This window comes from Streptomyces sp. M41, from assembly GCF_043673425.1.
GTDB lineage: Bacteria > Actinomycetota > Actinomycetes > Streptomycetales > Streptomycetaceae > Streptomyces.
In genome coordinates this window covers 1-17,790 of the sequence record NZ_JBIMKE010000048.1, presented here as the reverse complement: position 1 = coordinate 17,790, position 17,790 = coordinate 1, and the positions used below count along the sequence as shown (strand labels likewise).

Genomic DNA, 17,790 nt, shown 5'->3' with positions numbered 1-17,790 from the left:
TCGGATCATCCGAATCATCAGCTGCACCATATACAGGGCTCATACAGGCCCTCGCAGTCGGTCGGCACGGCGACCACCGCCGGGGTCTGTCGCCGGGTGGCCTGCCCCACGCGTCACCGCTTCGGGCTAACCCCGGTGGCCGGGGCGTCGGGCTTCGTCTACGCAGGAGAGGTGAACGACCCCGCCCCTGGGAGGCAAGCCGTGGACGACCCCCGCAGACTTCCCCTCGTCTACGTCCGCGGCTTCGCAGGAGGTACTCGAGGGATCGACAAGGCCGTCGGCGACCCCTTCTACGGGTTCAACGAAGGGTCCACGCACGTCCGCGTCGGCGCGCACAACCAGCCGCTCTTCCACCAGTTCGAGAGCCCGCTGCTGCGTCTGCTCCGTGAGGAGGGCTACGAGCTGCTCGTGAAGGGGAGCCAGGAGGCCTACCTCGCCAACCATGCCGAGGTCCCCGCCGACAGTGTGTGGATCCACCGGTTCTACGACCGCTCGGCCGGCACCTGGGGCGGCAGCCCGCAGGAGTATCAGCTGGAGCAGGCCGCCGCCGACCTGCTCGAGCTCATCGACCGGCTGCGGGAGAAGACCGGCGCCCCGGCCGTCATCCTCGTCGCCCACTCCATGGGCGGGCTCATCTGCCGGTGCCTGTTGCAGAAGATCCTGCCCGACAGGGGCCGGGACGCCTCGGACTGTGTCGCGAAGCTGTTCACCTACGGCACCCCGCACGGCGGTATCACCTTCGACGTCGGGGGCGGTTGGTTCGAGCGGATCCGCGACACCCTCGGCATTCAGGGTGCCGACATCTTCGGGCCCCGGCGGATGTACGAGTACCTGACCCCGCAGGCCGACCGGGACCCCGGCGGTCCGCCCGACGGGTGGGACGCCCGGCGGATGCCGGAGGGCCCGGGAGCGCTGCCCCTGGACAGGGTCTTCTGCCTCGTCGGGACCGACCCCGCCGACTACGACGTCGCCTTCGGGCTGTCCTCCGCCGCCGTCGGGCCGCACAGTGACGGGCTCGTACAAATCGAACGGGCCCAAGTGCCGGGCGCGCAGCGGGCCTTCGTGCACCGCAGCCACAGCGGACGCTACGGGATGGTCAACTCCGAGGAGGGATACCAGAATCTGCGGCGGTTCCTGTTCGGGGACACCCGGATCGAGGCGTCGCTCGTCGACTACCGGCTGTCCGGGGACGACGACCTCGTCTGGCAGGCCGAGGTGCGGCTGTCGGTGCGCGGGTTGCCCGTGGTGATGCATGAACGGCTCGCCGCCCACTGGTGTCCGATTCAGCTGGAGCCGCCGCCCGAGGGCGGGGGCGCGGCCTCGGTGTCGCTGGCCACCACCTTTCTCAACAGTGGTCTGCGGACCGCCACGGACGAACCCATGCGGTTCATCCTCGAGGTGCGACTCATCTCCCTGCGCGAGCGGCGCGGCATCCTCCGCCTCGGCGACCACCTGGAACAGTCCGCCGACTTCTCCGACACCCTCGTCATCGATGTCGGCACGCCGGAGGCCGGCCCCGGCATCTGGGCCGCCTGGAACTCGGACATCGAAGGCGCCATCCGCGACCACCGCGTCGCCGGGGAGCCCCGCGTCGACGAGGACCCCACCCCCGGCCGCTGGGTCGCGCACATCCCGCTGCCCACCACCGCCGCGCCCCTCGTGGGCCGTGACGCGCGGATCCGGCTGGTCGCCACGCCCTGGACCTGACCGCGCTCATGGCGCCGGGCCAGGGTCAGGAACCTGGCCCCACCGAGCGTTCCTCGACGCGCGCCAGGTGCCGCAGGAAGACCTCGCGTGCCTCGGGCGTCAGCGTCCGCAGGGCGACCAGAGCGGTGATCACTACGTCGCACAGTTCGCCCTGTACGTCCTCCCAGGTGTGCGTGACCCCCTTGCGCGGGTTCTGGCCGGTCGCCCCGATGACGGCCTGCGCGACCTCGCCGACCTCCTCCGACAGCTTCAGGATGCGCAGGAGCAGACCCTCGCGTCCGCCGACCGGCTGATCGGCGTCCAGCCAGTTCCACAGGGTGTCGACGGTGGCCCACAGATCGGCGGCGGCCTCGCCGGCGGAGGTGTGAGGGGCGGCGGCGGGGGTGTGCGGGGCGGTGGCGGCCTGGTCAGTCATGCGCGCAGCTTGGCACGGATCCTGGGGGCCGGGCAGCGCGCCCCCTGCACCCGGGCGCCGTGCCTCGGACTCCCCGTACGACGCCCTCCACGCGCCGAACGACGCCCTCCACGCGCCGAACGACGCCCTCCGGCCCCCGCACGACGCCTACTCCCCGAACAACGCCTCCTGCTCGTCGAACAGCCCCGCCTGCTCCTCCTTCTCCGCCCGGTCCAGCCGCCTGTTCCGGGCCCCCACCACCAGGGCGGTCACGGCGGCCGTCGCCGCCAGGGCCGTGGGGACCATCCAGCCGCGGTCGACGACATGGCGAAGCGCATGGTCGAGGGAGAGACGGCCCGGGCCCGCGATCGCGAGGCCCGTCGCGGCGAGGCCGAGTGTGGCGGCGTACTCGTAGCCGCCCGCCTGATTGAAGAAACCGTTGGGGGCGTGCACCGCGGACGCTCCCGCCATCGCGCCGGCCGCCGCCGCACCCGCAGCGGGTGTCGCCAGCCCCAGCGCCAGCAGGGTGCCGCCGCCGGTCTCCGCGAGGCCCGCCGCCGTCGCGCTCGCCCTGCCCGGCTGGTAGCCCACGGACTCCATGAACTGGCCGGTCCCTTCGATGCCATGGCCGCCGAACCAGCCGAACAGCTTCTGTGTGCCGTGCGCGGCCAGTACTCCGCCGGCTCCCAGCCGGAGCAGCAGCAGGCCCAGATCGCGTCGGTCGTATGCACTCACAGCGACTCCCGGAGCAGACAGCAGGAACGGATCCCCTCCCGCGTGTCCCCCTCCCGCCTGTCCACGGTCCCACCGCCGCCACCCGACCGGCCTGCCCTCGCGGCCGTTCGGGTGGCGGGGCATGGGGGCCGATGTGAGGCTGACCGGTATGACGATTCAGACGTCCAGACTCAGCGATCCGTCCGTCCGCGCCTTCGTGGCCGCGGTCAACGCCCATGACCGTGAGGGCTTCATGCAGGTCCTCGCGCCCGACGCGACCATGGCGGACGACGGCACCGACCGCGACCTCACCGACTGGATCGACCGGGAGATCTTCACCTCCAACGGTCACCTGGAGGTCGACAACGAGTCGAACCACGGCCGCGACCTCATCGCGTCCTACCGCAACGACACCTGGGGCGAGATGCGCACCCGGTGGCACTTCGAGGTGGGGGACGACGGCCGGATCTCCCGCTTCGAGACGGGTCAGGCGTAGGGCCTGTCGTTTGACATCACGCCGGCCGAACCACACGACCTGGCCGGCCACGGTCTGTGCGGCAGCCGTTCCACGTACCGGTGCGTACCTCGCGGTCCCACGTGAGGTCCACCCCCACCCGGTCCCTGGAACGGCTGCCGCCTCCCCCCTCGGAGTGGCTTGCGGAGGCTCTGTGCTCCAAATGTGAAGCTCTGGTGCACGAGAACTTGAGCATAAGCCGCTCACCGGCCTCGATGTACCGGAATCTTGAATTCCGATTGTGCAATTTATGGAGACGCTCTGTGTCTCCCCGCGGCTCCCCGTGGCTTCGGAGGCCCGCTCGGAGGGCTCAGCCGCGTCCCACGTACGGCATCGCCGTCGCCAGCACGGTCGCGAACTGCACATTCGCCTCCGGCGGCAGCTCCGCCATGTGCCGTACCGTCCGGGCCACGTCGGCCACGTCCATCACCGGCTCCGGCACCACGGATCCGTCCGCCTGGAGGGCGCCGGTCCGCATCCGCGCGGTCATGTCGGTCGCCGCGTTGCCGATGTCGATCTGGCCGACGGCGATGCCGTAGGGCCGCCCGTCCAGCGACAGTGACTTGGTCAGGCCGGTCAGCGCGTGCTTGGTCGCCGTGTAGGCCACCGAGTGCGGACGGGGCGTGTGCGCCGAGATGGAGCCGTTGTTGATGATCCGGCCGCCCTGCGGGTCCTGTTCCTTCATCTGCCGGTACGCCGCCTGCGCGCACAGGAACGCCCCGTTGAGGTTGGTGTCCACGACATGCCGCCAGGCGTCGTAGGAGAGCTCCTCGACCGGCACTCCGCCGGGGCCGAACGTCCCCGCGTTGTTGAACAGCAGGTCCACCCGCCCGAACCGGGCCACGGCGGCGGCGAACAGCGCGGTCACGTCCTCCTGCCGTGCCACGTCCGTCCGTACGGCGAGCGCGGCCCCGTCGGGCACCAGCACCGCCGTCTCCTCCAGGGTTTCGACCCGCCGTCCCGCCAGCGCCACCGACCAGCCCGCGCGCAGCAGCTCCACGGCCACCGCCCGTCCGATGCCGGAGCCCGCGCCGGTCACCACGGCGACCCTCGTGTCCGTCCTCGCGTCCGTTCGCCTGTCGTTCATGGTGTCGCAGCGTAGGCGAGGGTCCGCCATTCGAAACTCATCCGTCCGCCATCTGGGTGTTGTGTACGTGCCAAGCGAGTGTCGTCCGCGACTCCTCCAATGCCTCATGCATCCATCAGGCAGGGGAGGACCGGATGACCAACGCACCCCAGCAGCCCCAGCACACCCCCGAACTGCGTGCCGCCGCCCGGCACATCGCCCGTCGCCACTTCCTGACCCTCACCGGCGCCGCCGCCGCGCTCGCCTTCGCCGTGCAGCTGCCGGCCGGAGGCGCGGCGAGCGCCGCCGAGCTCGACGCCCGCCGGATCGACACCGACCCCTTCACCCTCGGCGTCGCCTCCGGCGACCCGCTGCCCGGCTCCGTCGTTCTGTGGACCCGCCTCGCCCCCGTCCCGTACCAGCCCGACGGCGGACTGCCCGCCGAACGCGTCGCCGTGGACTGGGAGGTGGCGCACGACGAGCAGTTCAGCCGGATCGCCGTCAGCGGCACCGCCACCGCGCACCCCGAGTACCACCACACCGTCCATGTCGAGGCGGACGGACTGGAGCCGGACCGCGTGTACTACTACCGCTTCCGCACCGGCACCTGGATCAGCGAGACCGGCCGCACCCGCACCGCGCCGCTCGCCGGCAGCGAGGTCGGCTCCCTCACCCTGGCCGCCGTCTCCTGCCAGTCCTACACCGACGGCTACTACACGTCGTACCGCCATCTCGCCACCGACGACGTGGACCTCGTGTTCCACCTCGGCGACTACCTGTACGAGTACGCGGTCAACTCCGTCGGCGGCTACCGCAACTACACCGACCGCACGCTCCCCGCGCTGTTCAACCGCGAGACGACGACCCTGGAGGACTACCGCCTGCGCTACGCCCTGTTCAAGACCGACCCCGACCTCAGGGCCGCGCACGCCGCGCACCCCTTCGTCGTCACCTGGGACGACCACGAGACCGAGAACAACTACGCCGACGACATCCCCGAGAGCAGCGTCCCGCCGGAGGAGTTCCTGCTGCGCCGCGCCTCCGCCTACCGCGCCTACTGGGAGAACCAGCCGCTGCGCACCCCGCAGCAGCCCACGGGCCCCGACATGCAGCTCTACCGGCGCCTGCACTGGGGTCGGCTCGCCCAGTTCGACGTGCTCGACACCCGGCAGTACCGCTCCAACCAGGCCTACGGCGACGGCGCCCAGATCCCCGGCCCCGAGGTCGACGACCCGGCGCGCACCATGACCGGCGCGACCCAGGAGCGGTGGCTGCTCGACGGCTGGCGCGACTCCACGGCGCTCTGGAACGTCGTACCGCAGCAGGTCACCTTCTCCCAGCGCAGATTCGACCTCACCGCGCCCTCCCGGGTGTCGATGGACGCCTGGGACGGCTACCGGGCCTCCCGGCGCCGGGTGCTGGACGGGGCCAAGGCGGCCGGCGTCGAGAACCTGATGGTGCTCACCGGGGACGTCCACGTCGGGTACGGCTTCGACATCAAGGACGACTTCGACGACCCCGACTCCGCCACCCTCGGCACGGAGATCGTGGCCACGTCCATCGCCAGCGGCCGGGACGGCATCGAAAGGCCCGCCAACTGGGACACGTACATGCAGGCCAACCCGCACCTGAAGTTCTACGACGGACGACGCGGCTATGTGACCGTCGCGCTGGCGCAGGACCAGGCGCGGGCCGACTTCAAGACGGTGCCGTACGTGACCAGGCCGGGGGCGCCGGTCACGACGGCCGCGTCCTTCGTGACGGAGGCCGGGGCGCCCGGGCTCAAGCAGGCGTGAGCTCGGGCGACGTGTCGCCCACGGCCCCGTCGGGGGCCTCGCCCGGGTAGCGGACGCCGACGCGGTCGCGGATCGCGTCGAGGGTCCGCATCACCGCGAGCGTGCCCTGGAGCGGAACCAGCGGCGACTCGGTCTCGCCGGCGCGCAGCGCCCGCATCACCTCGACGGCCTCGTGCCGCAGGCTGTTGCGGGGCCCGTCCGCCGGGTCGGCCGTGAACTCCTGCGGGTCACGGCCGTCCCGGTGCAGCACGAAACGCTCCGGGAAGAAGAACCCGTACGGCACGTCGATCCGGCCCGCGGAGCCGGTGACGGACGCCGAGGTCGCCGTACCGCCGACGATGGAGCAGTGCACCGAGGCCAGGGCGCCGCCGTCCCAGGAGAGCAGGGCGCCCGTCTGCAGGTCGACGCCCTCCGGGGACAGCGTGGCGCGGGCCGCGATGTCCGACGGCTCCCCGAGCAGCAGCTGGGCGAAGGACACCGGGTACACGCCGAGGTCCAGCAGAGCGCCGCCGCCCTGCTCCGGGTCGCGCAGCCGGTGGGAGGCGGGGAAGGGGCCGGCCAGCCCGAAGTCGGCCTGCACATGGCGCACTTCGCCGATCGCGCCGTCGTCCACCAGCGCCTTCAGCCGCCGCACCAGCGGGTTGCAGTACATCCACATCGCTTCCATCAGGAAGCTGCCGCGGGCCTTCGCCAGCGCGACCAGTTCCCCGGCCTCGCGCGCGTTCAGGGTGAACGCCTTCTCGCACAGCACGCCTCGCCCGGCCTCCAGACACAGCCCGGCGGCCTCGCGGTGGGCCGCGTGCGGGGTGGCGACGTACACGACGTCGATGTCCCCGTCCTCGGCGAGCGCCTGCCAGTCTCCGTACGCCCGCGGGATCCCGAAGCGCTCGGCGAAGGCGTCCGCCGACTCCTGGTTCCGTGAGGCCACCGCCACCACCTCGGCGTCCGGCAGGTCCACCAGGTCGGCCGTGAACGCGGCGGCGATCCCGCCGGTCGCCAGGATCCCCCACCGCACGCTCTGCTCCGCCATCGCGGCTCGCCCCTCGCTCATGTGACCCCCGGCACTCTGTACGAGCTGAGAGCATAGAGGGCGGATCACTCGGAGAGGGAGGGGCGCATGGCCGACCGTGGGGGGCCGACACCGGAGGTGTCACCGCCTGACATACCGACCGCACCGCCCCGGTCCACCCGTTCCCTGCGCGCCACCGGCTTCCTGGTCACGCTGGTCCTCGGCGGCCTGACGGCTACGCCCCCGCTGGCGATGGACATGTACCTCCCCGCGCTCCCGGAGGTCACCAGAGCCCTGCACGCCCCCGCCGCGACCGTCCAGCTCACCCTCACCGCCTGTCTGGCCGGCATGGCGCTCGGACAGCTGGTCGTCGGCCCGATGAGCGACCGGTGGGGCCGTCGGCGCCCGCTGCTCACCGGCCTCGCGGTCTACGTCCTCGCCACCGTGCTCTGCGCGTTCGCGCCCACCGTCGAGGCGCTGGTCGCCTTCCGCCTCGCACAGGGCCTCGCGGGCGCGTCGGCGATCGTCATCGCGCGGGCCGTCGTCCGCGATCTGTACGACGGCGTCGCCATGGCCCGCTTCTTCTCCACCCTCATGCTGGTCTCCGGGGTCGCCCCGATCGTGGCGCCGCTCATCGGCGGGCAGGTTCTGCGAGTGACGGACTGGCGGGGCGTGTTCGTCGTGCTCACCGCCGTCGGCGTGCTGCTGGCCGGGCTCGTGTGGTGGCGGCTGCCCGAGACACTACCCCCGGCCGACCGGCACCGCGGCGGGGTCGGCGAGGCCCTGCGCGCCATGCGCGGACTGCTCGCCGACCGCGCCTTCACCGGGTACACGCTGGCCGGCGGGTTCGCCTTCGCCGCGCTGTTCGCCTACATAGCGGCCTCGCCCTTCGTCATCCAGGAGATCCACGGCGCCTCACCGCAGACCTTCAGTCTGCTGTTCGGGCTCAACTCCGTCGGGCTGGTGGTCGTCGGCCAGATCAACGGCAAGGTGCTGGTGGGGCGGGTCAGCCTGGACCGGGTGCTGGGGGTGGGCCTGTCGATCGTCATCCTGGCGGCGACGGCGCTGCTGCTGATGTCCCTGGGCGTCTTCGGCGAGGTGGGCCTCGCGCCGGTGGCCGCCGCGCTGTTCGTCCTGATGTCCGCGATGGGCGTCACCCTCCCCAACACCCAGGCCCTCGCCCTGCTGCGCACCAAGCACGCCGCCGGCTCGGCGTCCGCGCTCCTCGGGACGTCCTCGTTCCTGGTCGGCGCGATCGCCTCGCCCCTCGTGGGCGTCGCCGGTGAGGACACCGCCGTTCCGATGGCCGTCGTCCAACTGGCCGCAGCACTGGTGGCGCTGGGCTGCTTCATGGGAATGTGCCGTCCCTGGAACAGAGGTGCGGCTGCGGAGGGAGCAGAGAGCTGAGCGCGCCGAGACTGCGCGGGGACACGCCGGAACGGGCGGGACTCGACCCCGAGGAGATCCGACATCTCGTCCGCGAGGTCCACGACCTCACCACCGGCCCCGCTCCCTGGGCGGCCGGCGTCGTGCTGATCGTCGGACGCGGCCCCTACGTCGCCGTCGAGGAGGCGGCGGGCTGGGCCGTGCGGTACGCCGCCCACGACGAGGAGAAGGACGCCGGGGTGGAACTGCCGACCGCGGCGCGGGTCGCGATGACCACGGACACCCCGTTCGACCTGGCCTCCCTCACCAAGCCGTTCACGGCGGTCGCCGCGGTGCAGCAGATCGAGCGCGGCACGCTCGGCATCGACGCCCGGGTCGGGGCGTATCTGCCGGACTTCCGCGCCGCCGCGGTGCACGACATCACCGTGCGGCAGCTGCTCACCCACACCTCCGGGCTGCGCCCCGAACTCCCGCTGTACGACTGCGCCGACGACGCCGAGCGGCTGGAGAGGCTGCGCGCGGAGGCCCCGGTCGGGGTGCCCGGCACCTACTGCTACTCCGACCTGAACCTCCTGCTGCTGCAACACGTGCTGGAACGCATCACCGGCCGCACCCTCGACGTCCTCATCCACGACGGCATCACCCGCCCGCTCGGCATGACGGCCACCCATTTCGGCCCCTGCCCGGGCGCGGCGGCGACAGAGGACCAGCGCCGGCCGTGGGCCAAGGCGGACCGGGGGATGCTGCGGGGTGTCGTCCACGACGAGAACGCCTGGGCGCTGGGCGGCGTGGCGGGCCACGCGGGCCTGTTCTCCACCGCCCGCGACCTCGCGGTCTTCTGCCGCGCACTCCTCTCCGGCGGCGCGTACGGCCCGGCCCGCATCCTGGGCCCCGACTTCGTGGAGCTCCTCCTCACCCCGCCCGGCCTGGGCCTCACACTGGACCAGCCGTCGTTCATGGGGGAGCTGGCGGGCCAGGGGGCGGCGGGACACACCGGGTTCACGGGCACGTCGCTGGTGCTGGACCCGGTGACGGACACCTTCCTGATCCTCCTGGCCAACACGGTCCACCCCCGCCGCCGACCACCGGACAACGGCCCACGAGCCCGAGCGGCGACACGACTGGCACGGGCGGTCCGAGGCCGGTAGCAAGCCTGCACGGCCCGTCGCCCCGGCCGGACGTCCGGCCCGGCCTTCCGGCTCGGGCTTTCGGTCCGGGCTTCCGATGGCGAGCCTGTGCAGTCCGGGGTCCCGGTCCGGCCACTTGGCTTGGTCTTCTGGCTCGGCCTTGCGGCCGTGGCTCTCGGTCCCGGCTTCCGGCCCGGCCTCCATGGGGGAGCTGGCGGGTCAGGGGGTGGTGGGATACACGGGGTGCAGGGACACGTCGTTGGTGCTGGACCCGGTGACGGACATGTTCCTGATCCTCCTGGCGAACACGGTGCACCCCCGCCGCCGACCGCCGGACAACGGGCGGGCGGGCCCGAGCGGCGACACGACTGGCACGGGCGGTTCGAGGCCGGTAGCGAGCCTGCACGGCCCGGCGCCCCGGCCGGGCGTCCCAGCCCGGCCTTCCGGCTCGGGCTCTCGGTCCGGCCTCTCGGCTCGGCCTTCCGGCCGGGGTTTCGGGCCCTGCTCTCGGTTCGGGCCTCCGGTCCGGCTTCCGGCACTGGCTCTCGGCCCGGGCTTTCGGCTCGGCCTTCCGGCCTGGCTCTCGGCTCGGCCTTCCGGCTCGGCCTACCGGCTCGGCCTCTGGCCCTGGCTCTCGGTCCGGGCGCCCGGTAGCGAGCCTGCGCCGTCCGGCGTCCCGGCCCGGCGTCCCGCCCCGGCCTTCCGGCACTGGCTCTCGGCCTGGCCGAGCCGGCCGGGGGCACCGGCCCGTGCCCCCATGGCGTCTTGGGCAGGCGTCGCCGGTGCCGGGGGCGATCGTAGAATCGCCGGGTGAACGCCCCCGCATCCCCGGCGGACGCCCTCCGCGGCGCTCTGGCCAGCCTTCTCGACGACCTCCCGCCCCGCCAGGCCGCGCAGGCCGTGGAGCGGCTGATCGCCACCTATCGCGGGGCCACCCCCACCGACTCCCCGATCCTGCGGGACCGCGCCGACGTGGCCGCCTACGCCGCGTACCGCATGCCCGCGACCTTCGAGGCGGTACGGGCGGCGCTGGAGGCGTTCGCCGACGCCGTGCCGGACTGGACGCCCGGCACCCACACCGACGTCGGCGGCGGGACCGGCGCCGCGACCTGGGCCGTCAGCGCGACCTGGCCCGGCGAGCGCGGCGTCACCGTGATGGACTGGGCCGAGCCGGCCCTGGCGATCGGCCGGGAGATCGCCGCCGCCAACCCCGCGCTGGACAAGGCCCGTTGGCAGCGCGCCCGGATCGGTTCCGGGCTCAGCCTCGAGGCGCCCGACCTCGTCACCGTCTCCTACGTCCTCAACGAGCTCACCGCCGCCGACCGCACCGCCCTCCTCGACACCGTCGCCGGCGCCGCCCGGTCCGTCGTGATCGTCGAACCGGGCACCCCCGACGGCTACACCCGCGTCATCGAGGCCCGCGACCGCCTCGTCGCGGCCGGGTTCCACATCGCCGCCCCCTGCCCGCACAGCGCCGCCTGCCCCATCGTCCCCGGCACGGACTGGTGCCACTTCGCGGCCCGGGTGAGCCGCTCCTCCCTGCACCGCCAGATCAAGGGCGGCTCCCTCGCCTACGAGGACGAGAAGTTCAGCTACGTCGCCGCGACCCGCCTCCCGGTCACCCCGGCCCCCGCCCGGGTCGTGCGCAAGCCCCAGATCCGCAAGGGCCAGGTGCTCCTCGACCTGTGCGAGACCGAGCCGGCCCTGCGCCGCACCACGGTCACCAAACGCCACGGCGACCTCTACAAGGCCGCGCGGGACGCGGACTGGGGCGACGCATGGCCCCCGGCCGGGCATCCGGGACGCTAACTCCCGCTCTGCCGTTTCTCCTGGAGTTTGCGCAGCAGCTCCTTCTTCTGCGCCTGCGGGTCGGCTCCGCCGCCGATACGACCGCCCCGGCCACCGCCGCGCAGCGCCTTGCGGCCGAGGTTCTTGCGGCTGCCGCCGACTCCGAGCATGTTTCCGGCTCCGCCTCGGGTCATGGTGGGCTCCTTTCACTGAGCGACTCAGATACGAGACGTATCGTCTCGTAGGCTTACCTCGTAAGGATCCAGCGAGACGCTCCGTCTTGTCAACCTGATAAATTCAAGACATGGCAGCCCAGAAATCCGCCCAGCCCGCACCCGACGCCACCCGCCGCAGCGAGCGGTCCCGTCGCGCCATCTACGACGCCGCTCTCGCCCTCGTCGGAGAGGTCGGCTACCCCAAGACCACCATCGAGGGCATCGCCGCCCGTGCCGGTGTCGGCAAGCAGACGATCTACCGCTGGTGGTCGTCGAAGGCGGACGTCCTGCTGGAGGCCTTCCTCGACCTCAGTGAGCAGGCGTCCCGGGACGCGGGCGCGGAGTACGAGTTCGCCATCCCGGACACCGGCGACCTCGCCGCCGACCTCAAAGCCGTCCTGCGCCTGACCGTCGACCAGCTCAAAGACCCCCGCTTCGAGGTCCCCTCCCGCGCCCTGGCCGCCGAAGGCGTGGTCAACGAGGAGCTCGGCCGGATCTTCATGGCCAAGCTCCTCGAACCCTCGCTCCAGCTGTACGTCGACCGGGTGCGCGCCGCCCAGGAGGCCGGTCAGGTCCGTCCGGAGGTCGACCCGCGCATCGCCCTGGAACTGTGGGTCTCCCCGCTCGCCCAGCGCTGGCTCCAGTACACGGGCCCGATCTCGTACGCGTACACGGACACCCTCGTCGACTACGCGCTGTACGGCCTCGCGCCCCGCACCAGCTAGGCCGCACCGGCCAGGGCCGTAGCGGTAGGGCCGTAGCGGTAGGGCCGTAAATCCCGCCAAAGCGGCTGATCATCCCTGATTGCCGATGCTGTGTACGCCTCGTCCCACCTGGCCCGGTTGTCCGCTACGGCCCCCCGGAGCGCACGATGATGGGACCATAGGGCATGCTGTTCCGCACGACAGCGAGGCGAGGGGATAGATGAGCGCGGAGTTGGGCGGCCGGACCGGCCTACAGGGCAAACTCTCGCAGTGGCTGCGCGGACGCCGCCCGAAGGAGGCCGCGGACAGCGGTGGCCGGGAGACCCTGCTGCTGGCAGCCGCCGCGGCGGGACTGCCCCTCGCGCCCGCCGCGCACCCGGCCGGCTACCGATGTTCCTGCGACCGCGTCGGCTGTCCCACGCCCGCCCGGCACCCGGTGTCCTTCGCCTGGCAGACGCAGTCCACCACCGACCGCGCCCAGATCGAGCGCTGGGCCCGCCACCAGCCGCAGGCCAACTTCATCACCGCCACCGGCATGGTGCACGACGTCCTCGACGTGCCCCTCGAAGCGGGCCGCGAGGCCCTCGAGCGGCTGCTGGACGCCGGCATCGAGGTGGGCCCCGTCGCCGAGAGCGACGACGGCCGCATGCTGCTGTTCACCCTCACCCGCGGCACGCCCGAGGACGAGGACGAGTGGTGGCCGTGTGAGCTGGACTGCCACCCCGAGACCATGGACGAACATCCGGGGCTGCGCTGGCACTGCCGCGGCTCCTACGTCCTCGTACCACCCGCGCAACTGCCCGGTGAGAACCAGACCGTGCACTGGGTACGTGGCCCCGAGCACCCGCTGCCCGACCCGCTGAGCCTGCTGGAAGTCCTCACCGACGCCTGCGCACGCTACGTCGGCGAGGACCACGTCTCCACGGCCTGGCCCCTGCGCCACTGATGCGGCACTGATGCGCCACTGAGCCACCGCACCGGCGTCGCCGCTACTCGCCCTTTGCCGAGGTCAGCCCCTGGATCCGGCCGATGATGTCCACCTTGCCTGCGCCCTTCGGGTCGAGGGCCGCCTCGTTGGAGATGAACTCCAGCGTCAGTGACTGCTTTATCTCGCCCTCCGTCAGGGCCTCCACCGCCTTGCCCGGCGAGGGCACGGAGGTGCCCGCGTAGGCCGTCCGCTTCTCGTAGTAGCGCGTGGTGAAGAACACCAGCACGCCGCCGTCCGCCGTGCGCAGCGCCAGCGGCGCGTAGTCACCGCTGGTCAGCGGCTCGTCGATGAACTGGCTCACCAGACCCGGCCGTTTGGCGGCCTTCGCCCGGTCGGCCCGCCAGCGGCTGGTGTGCGGACCGTCGGCGAAGACGTCCCCGCCGTCCTTGAGATAGGTCGCGTAGTCCTTGCTCAGATCCCCGGGCGGCACGGCCGGTCCGGCCGAATCGGCGGGGACGGCCTCGGCCCAGCCGTCCTTGTCCGTCTTGAACTTCGGTACGTCCTTGGGGGCCATCAGCGTCAGATACGCCGCCTCCCACGGCTCTTCCAGCCCGTCCCGGGTGAACACGAAGACCCAGCGCGCGCCGGCGCCCTTGTTCGCGGCCGTGTCGGCGACGAACCAGCGGGGCCAGCCCGCCTTCTTCGGGATCGTGATCTTCGCGTCCGACAGCTTCAGCGGGACGTGGGCCCGATTGCCCTCGGGGCTGAGCGCCTTGCCGGCCTTCAGCCGTGCGCCGTCGATGTCGCTGAGCGCACCGGTGACGTGGTCGGCGTACAGGGAGTTGTCGTATGCCTTGTCCGCCTTGTTGTACGCGGTGGTGAACTGCTGGAGTGCCTTGGCGGCTTCCGCCCGGGTGGCCGAGGGAAGGATCTCCTTCTCCCCGTGGACCACCACGCATCCGCTCGCCGTCAACGACAAAGCGGTCACGGAGGCCGCAATCAGTGCCCTCCGGTCAAGCCTGCGGAGCCTTCGAGGGCCGCGATCCCTGCTCATCAGGTTCCTTCACCTTCCCCTTCCCGGAGGCGAACCCTACCGGGGCGAGGAAAAGCGCGAGCGTCGGGATCAGGTACAGCGGCCACACCGTGACCTGGAGGACGGTGGGCTCCGGCCGGACGTCGAAGGGAAGTCAAAGGTTCCGCAGTGGATTCACCAGGAGCGCTCCTGTTCCAGGGTGCGGCAGCACTTCGACGGGCTGGTCGTAGACCTCCGACAGCAGCGGCGCGGAGAACACTTCGGCGGGCGGCCCGTCCGCCGCGACCCGCCCGGCGCGAAGGATCGCGACGCGGTGCGCGTAGGCCGCCGCGAGTCCCAGGTCATGGAGGACGACGACCACCGCGTCGCCTGCCCGCGCCCGTTCCCTGCACAGGCGCAGCACCAGCTCCTGGTGCCGCAGGTCCAGGGCCGCGGTCGGCTCGTCGAGCAGCAGCAGCGGGGCACGCTGGGCGAGCACCCGGGCGAGCGCGACCCGGGCCCGCTCACCGCCGCTGAGCGCGGAGAACGGCCGTACGGCGAAGGCGCTCACCTCGGCGGCGGCCATCGCCTCGGCTACGGCGAGGTCGTCCTCGGCGGGGGAGGCGGCGTGGGGTGCCCGGCCCATCCGTACGACCTCTTCGACCGTGAAGGGGAAGGAGAGGGTCGCGGACTGGGGGAGTACGGCGCGGCGCAGGGCGAGTTCGGGCGCGGACCAGTCGCTCGCGGGGCGGCCGTGGATCAGGACGGTGCCCTCGAACGCCGGCAGATCGGCGGCGAGCGCGCTCAACAGGGTGGACTTTCCGGCGCCGTTGGGACCGACGAGGGCGAGTACCTCACCGGCCCGGACCGTGAGGGAGACGCCGTGCAGGACGGGGCGGGCGCCTTGACGGACATGGAGGCCCGCCGCCTCGGCGAGGGTGTCGCCGGGTTCGGCGGGCGAGGGGGGAGTGGGACGCGGGCGGAGGAGTCTCATCGGCGGGCTCCTTGGAGGGGCGGTCGGTTCGGTTCCGCACCGGCGAGCAGGTCGCGCGGGCCGAGCGCACGTTGCGGCGCAGAGGAATTGGCGGGGGGCGGGCCATGGTTGGCAGACACCCCCTAGGCCCACCCCCCTTGCCGCCGTCGAGTCCGGTGCAGCAGCCAGAAGAAGAAGGGGCTGCCCAGCAGAGCGGTGAGCACGCCGAGCGGCAACTCCGCGGGTGCCGCCAGCGTCCGCGCGGCGAGATCCGCGGCGAGCAGCACCACCGCACCGCCCAGCGCACTGCCCGGAACCAGGAACCGGTGCCCGGGCCCGGCAGCCATCCGCAGCAGATGCGGCACGACGAGCCCGATGAACCCGATGACGCCGGAGACACTCACCGCCGCGGCCGTGAGCAGGGCGACGACCAGGATCAGCGCGATCCGCATCCGCTCCACGTCCACCCCCAGATGCCGCGCGGGCCGGTCGCCGAGCGCGAGCAGGTCCAGCCGGCGTGCGTACAGCGGGGCCACGACCAGCCCGACGACCGCACAGGGCAGGACCGCCGTCACCTTGGGCCAGGTGGACTGGGCGAGCGAGCCGAGCTGCCAGAAGGCGATCTGGTTCACCGCGGCGGTGTCCGCGAGGAAGATGAACAGGCCGATGAGCGCACCGGCGAACGCGTTCACCGCGATGCCCATGAGAATCAGGGTCACGACCTCGGTACGGCCGCTCGAGCGGGACATCGCGTACACCAGCAGCACGGTGCCCAGACCGGAGACGAAGGCCATCGCGGGCAGGGTCCAGTTGCCGAGGAAGGACAGCCCGAGCGAGATCGCGGCCACCGCCCCGACCGCGGCGCCCAGAGAGACGCCGATGGTGCTCGGCTCGGCCAGCGGATTGCCGAACACGCCCTGCATCAGGGCTCCGGCGCAGCCCAGCGAGGCCCCGATGAGCAGCGCGAGCACGATCCTCGGGAAGCGGACGTTCCACAGCACCGACTCGGCGACCCGGTCCAACTCGCCGCCCCCGAGCCCGGCTCTGTGCTGCACGGAGGCGAGCACGTCCCCGACCGGGACCGGATACGCCCCGATGCCCGCGGCGACGGGAACCAGGACCAGCAAGGCCACGCTCATGCCGGCGGTGAGCAGCCAGGCGACGGTGTGCCGCCGGCCCCGAGACGGCACGTCGGGCGCCGCCTTGTGCACGGCCCGCTCCAGTACGGTCACGCCGCGCCCCCCTCGTACAGCTGCGCCACGACCGACCGCAGCACCTGGTCGGTCCGCGGCCCGTAGTTCAGCAGGGTGCCGTCCTCGATGGAGACGACCCGGCGCTCCATCCCGGCGGGCGTCTCGGCGACCCCCGGGATCTTCACCAGACCGTCCACGCCCCCGACGGACTCAAGTCCCTTGCGCATCACGAGAATCGCGTCCGGCGCGGCCTTGACCAGGGCCTCGCTGGTGATGGTCGTGAAGTCCTTCGCCAGACCGGACTCGGCGCCGGCGTCGACCGCCCCGGCCGCCTCGATGAGGGACGTCGCGCCGGAGCCCGCGCCGCCGATGAGATAGACGGAGGCGGAGCCGCGCAGATAGAGGAAGGCCACCCTCGGCTGCTCCTTCTCGCGCGGAACCTCCTTGCCTACGGCGGCGATCCGCCGCTGCGTCCGCTCGGTGAGCTCCTCGCCGGCCGTCGGCACCCCGAGCGCACCCGCGACGGTCTTGATGCGCGGGCCCACGTCGTCGAGCCCCCGGGCCGGGGCGACGACCAGGACGGGGATCCCCGCGGCGCGGATCTGGTCGATCGCCTCCGAGGGTCCGGTGGTGGTCTCGGCCAGCACTAGGTCGGGCCGCAGCGACAGCACGCTCTCCGCCGAGACATCGTGCCCCCGCGTCACCACGGGCAGCTTCGCCGCCTGGGCGAACGTGGCGGTGATGTCCCGGGCGACGACCCGGTCGCCGAGCCCGAGCGTGAAGACGATCTCGCTGAGGCTGCCGGAGAGCGGGACGAGGCGCCGCGCCTTGTCGATCGTCACCTTCCTGCCGTCGGCCGAGGAGACCGTGACCGGGAGGTCGGGCGCCGGCGGGCGGGCGAGCGGCTCGACCCGGTCGGCGTTCGCGGCCGAGGCGGCGGCCCCTTTCGTGGGTGCCCCTCCCGGCGAACCGCCGCAGGCCGTCGCCGTCGTGAGGGCGAGCACCGCGAGCAGTGCGCCCGTCAGTCGTGTGCGCAAGGGTCGCACGGTCCGTCCGTTCCTTTCGGTCACTGTCGCATCAGGTCGGTCACTCCCGTTTCAACTGAGCAAAGCTTAGGTTAGCCTTACCTTCGTTCGCTATCGGTCGTCGTCTCGTCGTCTCCGGAGGACCCCTCATGCCTGCCCGCCCTAGGTGTATTGACCCGCGGGGTTGTTCACACGGCTGATCGGTGGCTGGCCGCCGAGTGCGGTGTGGCAGCGATGGT

At 72.4% G+C, this 17,790-nt stretch carries 17 protein-coding genes and 1 pseudogene; 8 read left to right on the top strand and 10 right to left on the bottom strand.

Going from position 1 to position 17,790, the window contains the following annotated elements; all coding sequences use genetic code 11:
- Positions 1–201: 201 nt before the first annotated feature.
- Positions 202–1,707: an esterase/lipase family protein gene (locus ACHBTE_RS34610; RefSeq protein WP_394729525.1), complete on the top strand. Its 1,506-nt coding sequence runs from the start codon at positions 202–204 to the stop codon at positions 1,705–1,707.
- A 25-nt stretch (positions 1,708–1,732) separates the two neighbouring features.
- Here ACHBTE_RS34610 and ACHBTE_RS34605 read toward each other — a convergent pair whose 3' ends face one another.
- Together ACHBTE_RS34605 and ACHBTE_RS34600 are read right to left on the bottom strand one after the other, a co-directional pair.
- Positions 1,733–2,122 carry a MazG-like family protein gene (locus ACHBTE_RS34605; protein ID WP_394729522.1) on the bottom strand — a complete coding sequence of 130 codons (390 nt, stop codon included), beginning with the start codon at positions 2,120–2,122 and terminating at the stop codon, positions 1,733–1,735.
- A gap of 147 nt (positions 2,123–2,269) precedes the next feature.
- Positions 2,270–2,836, bottom strand: coding sequence for a DoxX family protein (locus ACHBTE_RS34600; protein WP_394729520.1), 567 nt, complete (start codon positions 2,834–2,836; stop codon positions 2,270–2,272).
- A gap of 148 nt (positions 2,837–2,984) precedes the next feature.
- Here ACHBTE_RS34600 and ACHBTE_RS34595 point away from each other — a divergent pair, with 148 nt between their 5' ends.
- The gene (locus ACHBTE_RS34595; RefSeq protein ID WP_394729518.1) at positions 2,985–3,311 is read left to right on the top strand and encodes a nuclear transport factor 2 family protein; all 327 of its coding nucleotides are present in this window, start codon (positions 2,985–2,987) and stop codon (positions 3,309–3,311) included.
- Positions 3,312–3,639: 328 nt separating this feature from the next.
- Here ACHBTE_RS34595 and ACHBTE_RS34590 read toward each other — a convergent pair whose 3' ends face one another.
- The gene (locus tag ACHBTE_RS34590; RefSeq protein WP_394729516.1) at positions 3,640–4,416 is read right to left on the bottom strand and encodes an SDR family oxidoreductase; all 777 of its coding nucleotides are present in this window, start codon (positions 4,414–4,416) and stop codon (positions 3,640–3,642) included.
- 134 nt (positions 4,417–4,550) lie between these two features.
- Here ACHBTE_RS34590 and ACHBTE_RS34585 point away from each other — a divergent pair, with 134 nt between their 5' ends.
- Positions 4,551–6,191, top strand: a complete 1,641-nt coding sequence (locus tag ACHBTE_RS34585; protein WP_394729514.1) for an alkaline phosphatase D family protein — start codon at positions 4,551–4,553, stop codon at positions 6,189–6,191.
- On the opposite strand, the gene ACHBTE_RS34580 is transcribed toward ACHBTE_RS34585, so the two are convergent.
- Positions 6,178–7,221, bottom strand: coding sequence for a Gfo/Idh/MocA family protein (locus ACHBTE_RS34580; protein ID WP_394729569.1), 1,044 nt, complete (start codon positions 7,219–7,221; stop codon positions 6,178–6,180). The two genes, ACHBTE_RS34585 and ACHBTE_RS34580, sit on opposite strands and share 14 nt — an antisense overlap.
- Positions 7,222–7,308: 87 nt before the next feature.
- Between ACHBTE_RS34580 and ACHBTE_RS34575 the strand changes: the two genes are divergently transcribed.
- The 3 genes from ACHBTE_RS34575 (at position 7,309) to ACHBTE_RS34565 (ending at position 11,522) form a co-directional block, all read left to right on the top strand.
- Complete coding sequence (locus ACHBTE_RS34575; RefSeq protein WP_394729512.1) at positions 7,309–8,607, top strand: multidrug effflux MFS transporter; 1,299 nt, start codon at positions 7,309–7,311, stop codon at positions 8,605–8,607.
- Complete coding sequence (locus tag ACHBTE_RS34570; RefSeq protein WP_394729510.1) at positions 8,559–9,734, top strand: serine hydrolase domain-containing protein; 1,176 nt, start codon at positions 8,559–8,561, stop codon at positions 9,732–9,734. The genes ACHBTE_RS34575 and ACHBTE_RS34570 overlap by 49 nt, the downstream gene beginning before the upstream one ends.
- Positions 9,735–10,523: 789 nt before the next feature.
- Entirely contained in the window at positions 10,524–11,522 is a 999-nt protein-coding gene (locus ACHBTE_RS34565; RefSeq protein WP_394729508.1) for a small ribosomal subunit Rsm22 family protein, read from the top strand.
- Here ACHBTE_RS34565 and ACHBTE_RS34560 read toward each other — a convergent pair.
- Complete coding sequence (locus tag ACHBTE_RS34560) at positions 11,519–11,695, bottom strand: DUF6243 family protein (RefSeq protein ID WP_394729506.1); 177 nt, start codon at positions 11,693–11,695, stop codon at positions 11,519–11,521. The genes ACHBTE_RS34565 and ACHBTE_RS34560 overlap by 4 nt on opposite strands.
- 110 nt (positions 11,696–11,805) lie before the next feature.
- Between ACHBTE_RS34560 and ACHBTE_RS34555 the strand changes: the two genes are divergently transcribed.
- Positions 11,806–12,441 carry a TetR/AcrR family transcriptional regulator gene (locus ACHBTE_RS34555; RefSeq protein ID WP_394729504.1) on the top strand — a complete coding sequence of 212 codons (636 nt, stop codon included), beginning with the start codon at positions 11,806–11,808 and terminating at the stop codon, positions 12,439–12,441.
- 199 nt (positions 12,442–12,640) lie between these two features.
- Positions 12,641–13,366, top strand: coding sequence for a bifunctional DNA primase/polymerase (locus tag ACHBTE_RS34550; RefSeq protein WP_394729502.1), 726 nt, complete (start codon positions 12,641–12,643; stop codon positions 13,364–13,366).
- Between the two features lie 43 nt (positions 13,367–13,409).
- Here the strand turns inward: ACHBTE_RS34550 and ACHBTE_RS34545 are convergent, their stop codons facing one another.
- The 5 genes and pseudogenes from ACHBTE_RS34545 to ACHBTE_RS34525 all read right to left on the bottom strand — a co-directional run bounded on the left by ACHBTE_RS34545 (position 13,410) and on the right by ACHBTE_RS34525 (position 17,563).
- Positions 13,410–14,402, bottom strand: a complete 993-nt coding sequence (locus ACHBTE_RS34545) for a hypothetical protein (RefSeq protein ID WP_394729500.1) — start codon at positions 14,400–14,402, stop codon at positions 13,410–13,412.
- Positions 14,362–14,529 (bottom strand): annotated as a pseudogene (locus ACHBTE_RS34540) (iron transporter); the annotation flags it as partial. The gene ACHBTE_RS34545 and the pseudogene ACHBTE_RS34540, both read right to left, overlap by 41 nt.
- 6 nt (positions 14,530–14,535) lie before the next feature.
- Positions 14,536–15,354 carry a heme ABC transporter ATP-binding protein gene (locus tag ACHBTE_RS34535; protein ID WP_394729498.1) on the bottom strand — a complete coding sequence of 273 codons (819 nt, stop codon included), beginning with the start codon at positions 15,352–15,354 and terminating at the stop codon, positions 14,536–14,538.
- Between the two features lie 122 nt (positions 15,355–15,476).
- Positions 15,477–16,472: a FecCD family ABC transporter permease gene (locus ACHBTE_RS34530; protein WP_394729567.1), complete on the bottom strand. Its 996-nt coding sequence runs from the start codon at positions 16,470–16,472 to the stop codon at positions 15,477–15,479.
- Between the two features lie 89 nt (positions 16,473–16,561).
- A complete protein-coding gene (locus ACHBTE_RS34525) occupies positions 16,562–17,563 on the bottom strand; it encodes a hemin ABC transporter substrate-binding protein (protein WP_394729496.1) in 1,002 nt (333 codons plus the stop codon).
- Positions 17,564–17,790: the final 227 nt, after the last annotated feature.

Bases quoted from the DNA above. Each gene is read 5' to 3' on its own strand.
- ACHBTE_RS34605 (WP_394729522.1), bottom strand. From the start codon at position 2,122: ATGACTGACCAGGCCGCCACCGCCCCGCACACCCCCGCCGCCGCCCCT.
- ACHBTE_RS34595 (WP_394729518.1), top strand. From the start codon at position 2,985: ATGACGATTCAGACGTCCAGACTCAGCGATCCGTCCGTCCGCGCCTTC.
- ACHBTE_RS34590 (WP_394729516.1), bottom strand. From the start codon at position 4,416: ATGAACGACAGGCGAACGGACGCGAGGACGGACACGAGGGTCGCCGTG.
- ACHBTE_RS34585 (WP_394729514.1), top strand. From the start codon at position 4,551: ATGACCAACGCACCCCAGCAGCCCCAGCACACCCCCGAACTGCGTGCC.
- ACHBTE_RS34580 (WP_394729569.1), bottom strand. From the start codon at position 7,221: ATGGCGGAGCAGAGCGTGCGGTGGGGGATCCTGGCGACCGGCGGGATC.
- ACHBTE_RS34575 (WP_394729512.1), top strand. From the start codon at position 7,309: ATGGCCGACCGTGGGGGGCCGACACCGGAGGTGTCACCGCCTGACATA.
- ACHBTE_RS34560 (WP_394729506.1), bottom strand. From the start codon at position 11,695: ATGACCCGAGGCGGAGCCGGAAACATGCTCGGAGTCGGCGGCAGCCGC.
- ACHBTE_RS34555 (WP_394729504.1), top strand. From the start codon at position 11,806: ATGGCAGCCCAGAAATCCGCCCAGCCCGCACCCGACGCCACCCGCCGC.
- ACHBTE_RS34550 (WP_394729502.1), top strand. From the start codon at position 12,641: ATGAGCGCGGAGTTGGGCGGCCGGACCGGCCTACAGGGCAAACTCTCG.
- ACHBTE_RS34545 (WP_394729500.1), bottom strand. From the start codon at position 14,402: ATGAGCAGGGATCGCGGCCCTCGAAGGCTCCGCAGGCTTGACCGGAGG.
- ACHBTE_RS34535 (WP_394729498.1), bottom strand. From the start codon at position 15,354: ATGAGACTCCTCCGCCCGCGTCCCACTCCCCCCTCGCCCGCCGAACCC.
- ACHBTE_RS34530 (WP_394729567.1), bottom strand. From the start codon at position 16,472: ATGAGCGTGGCCTTGCTGGTCCTGGTTCCCGTCGCCGCGGGCATCGGG.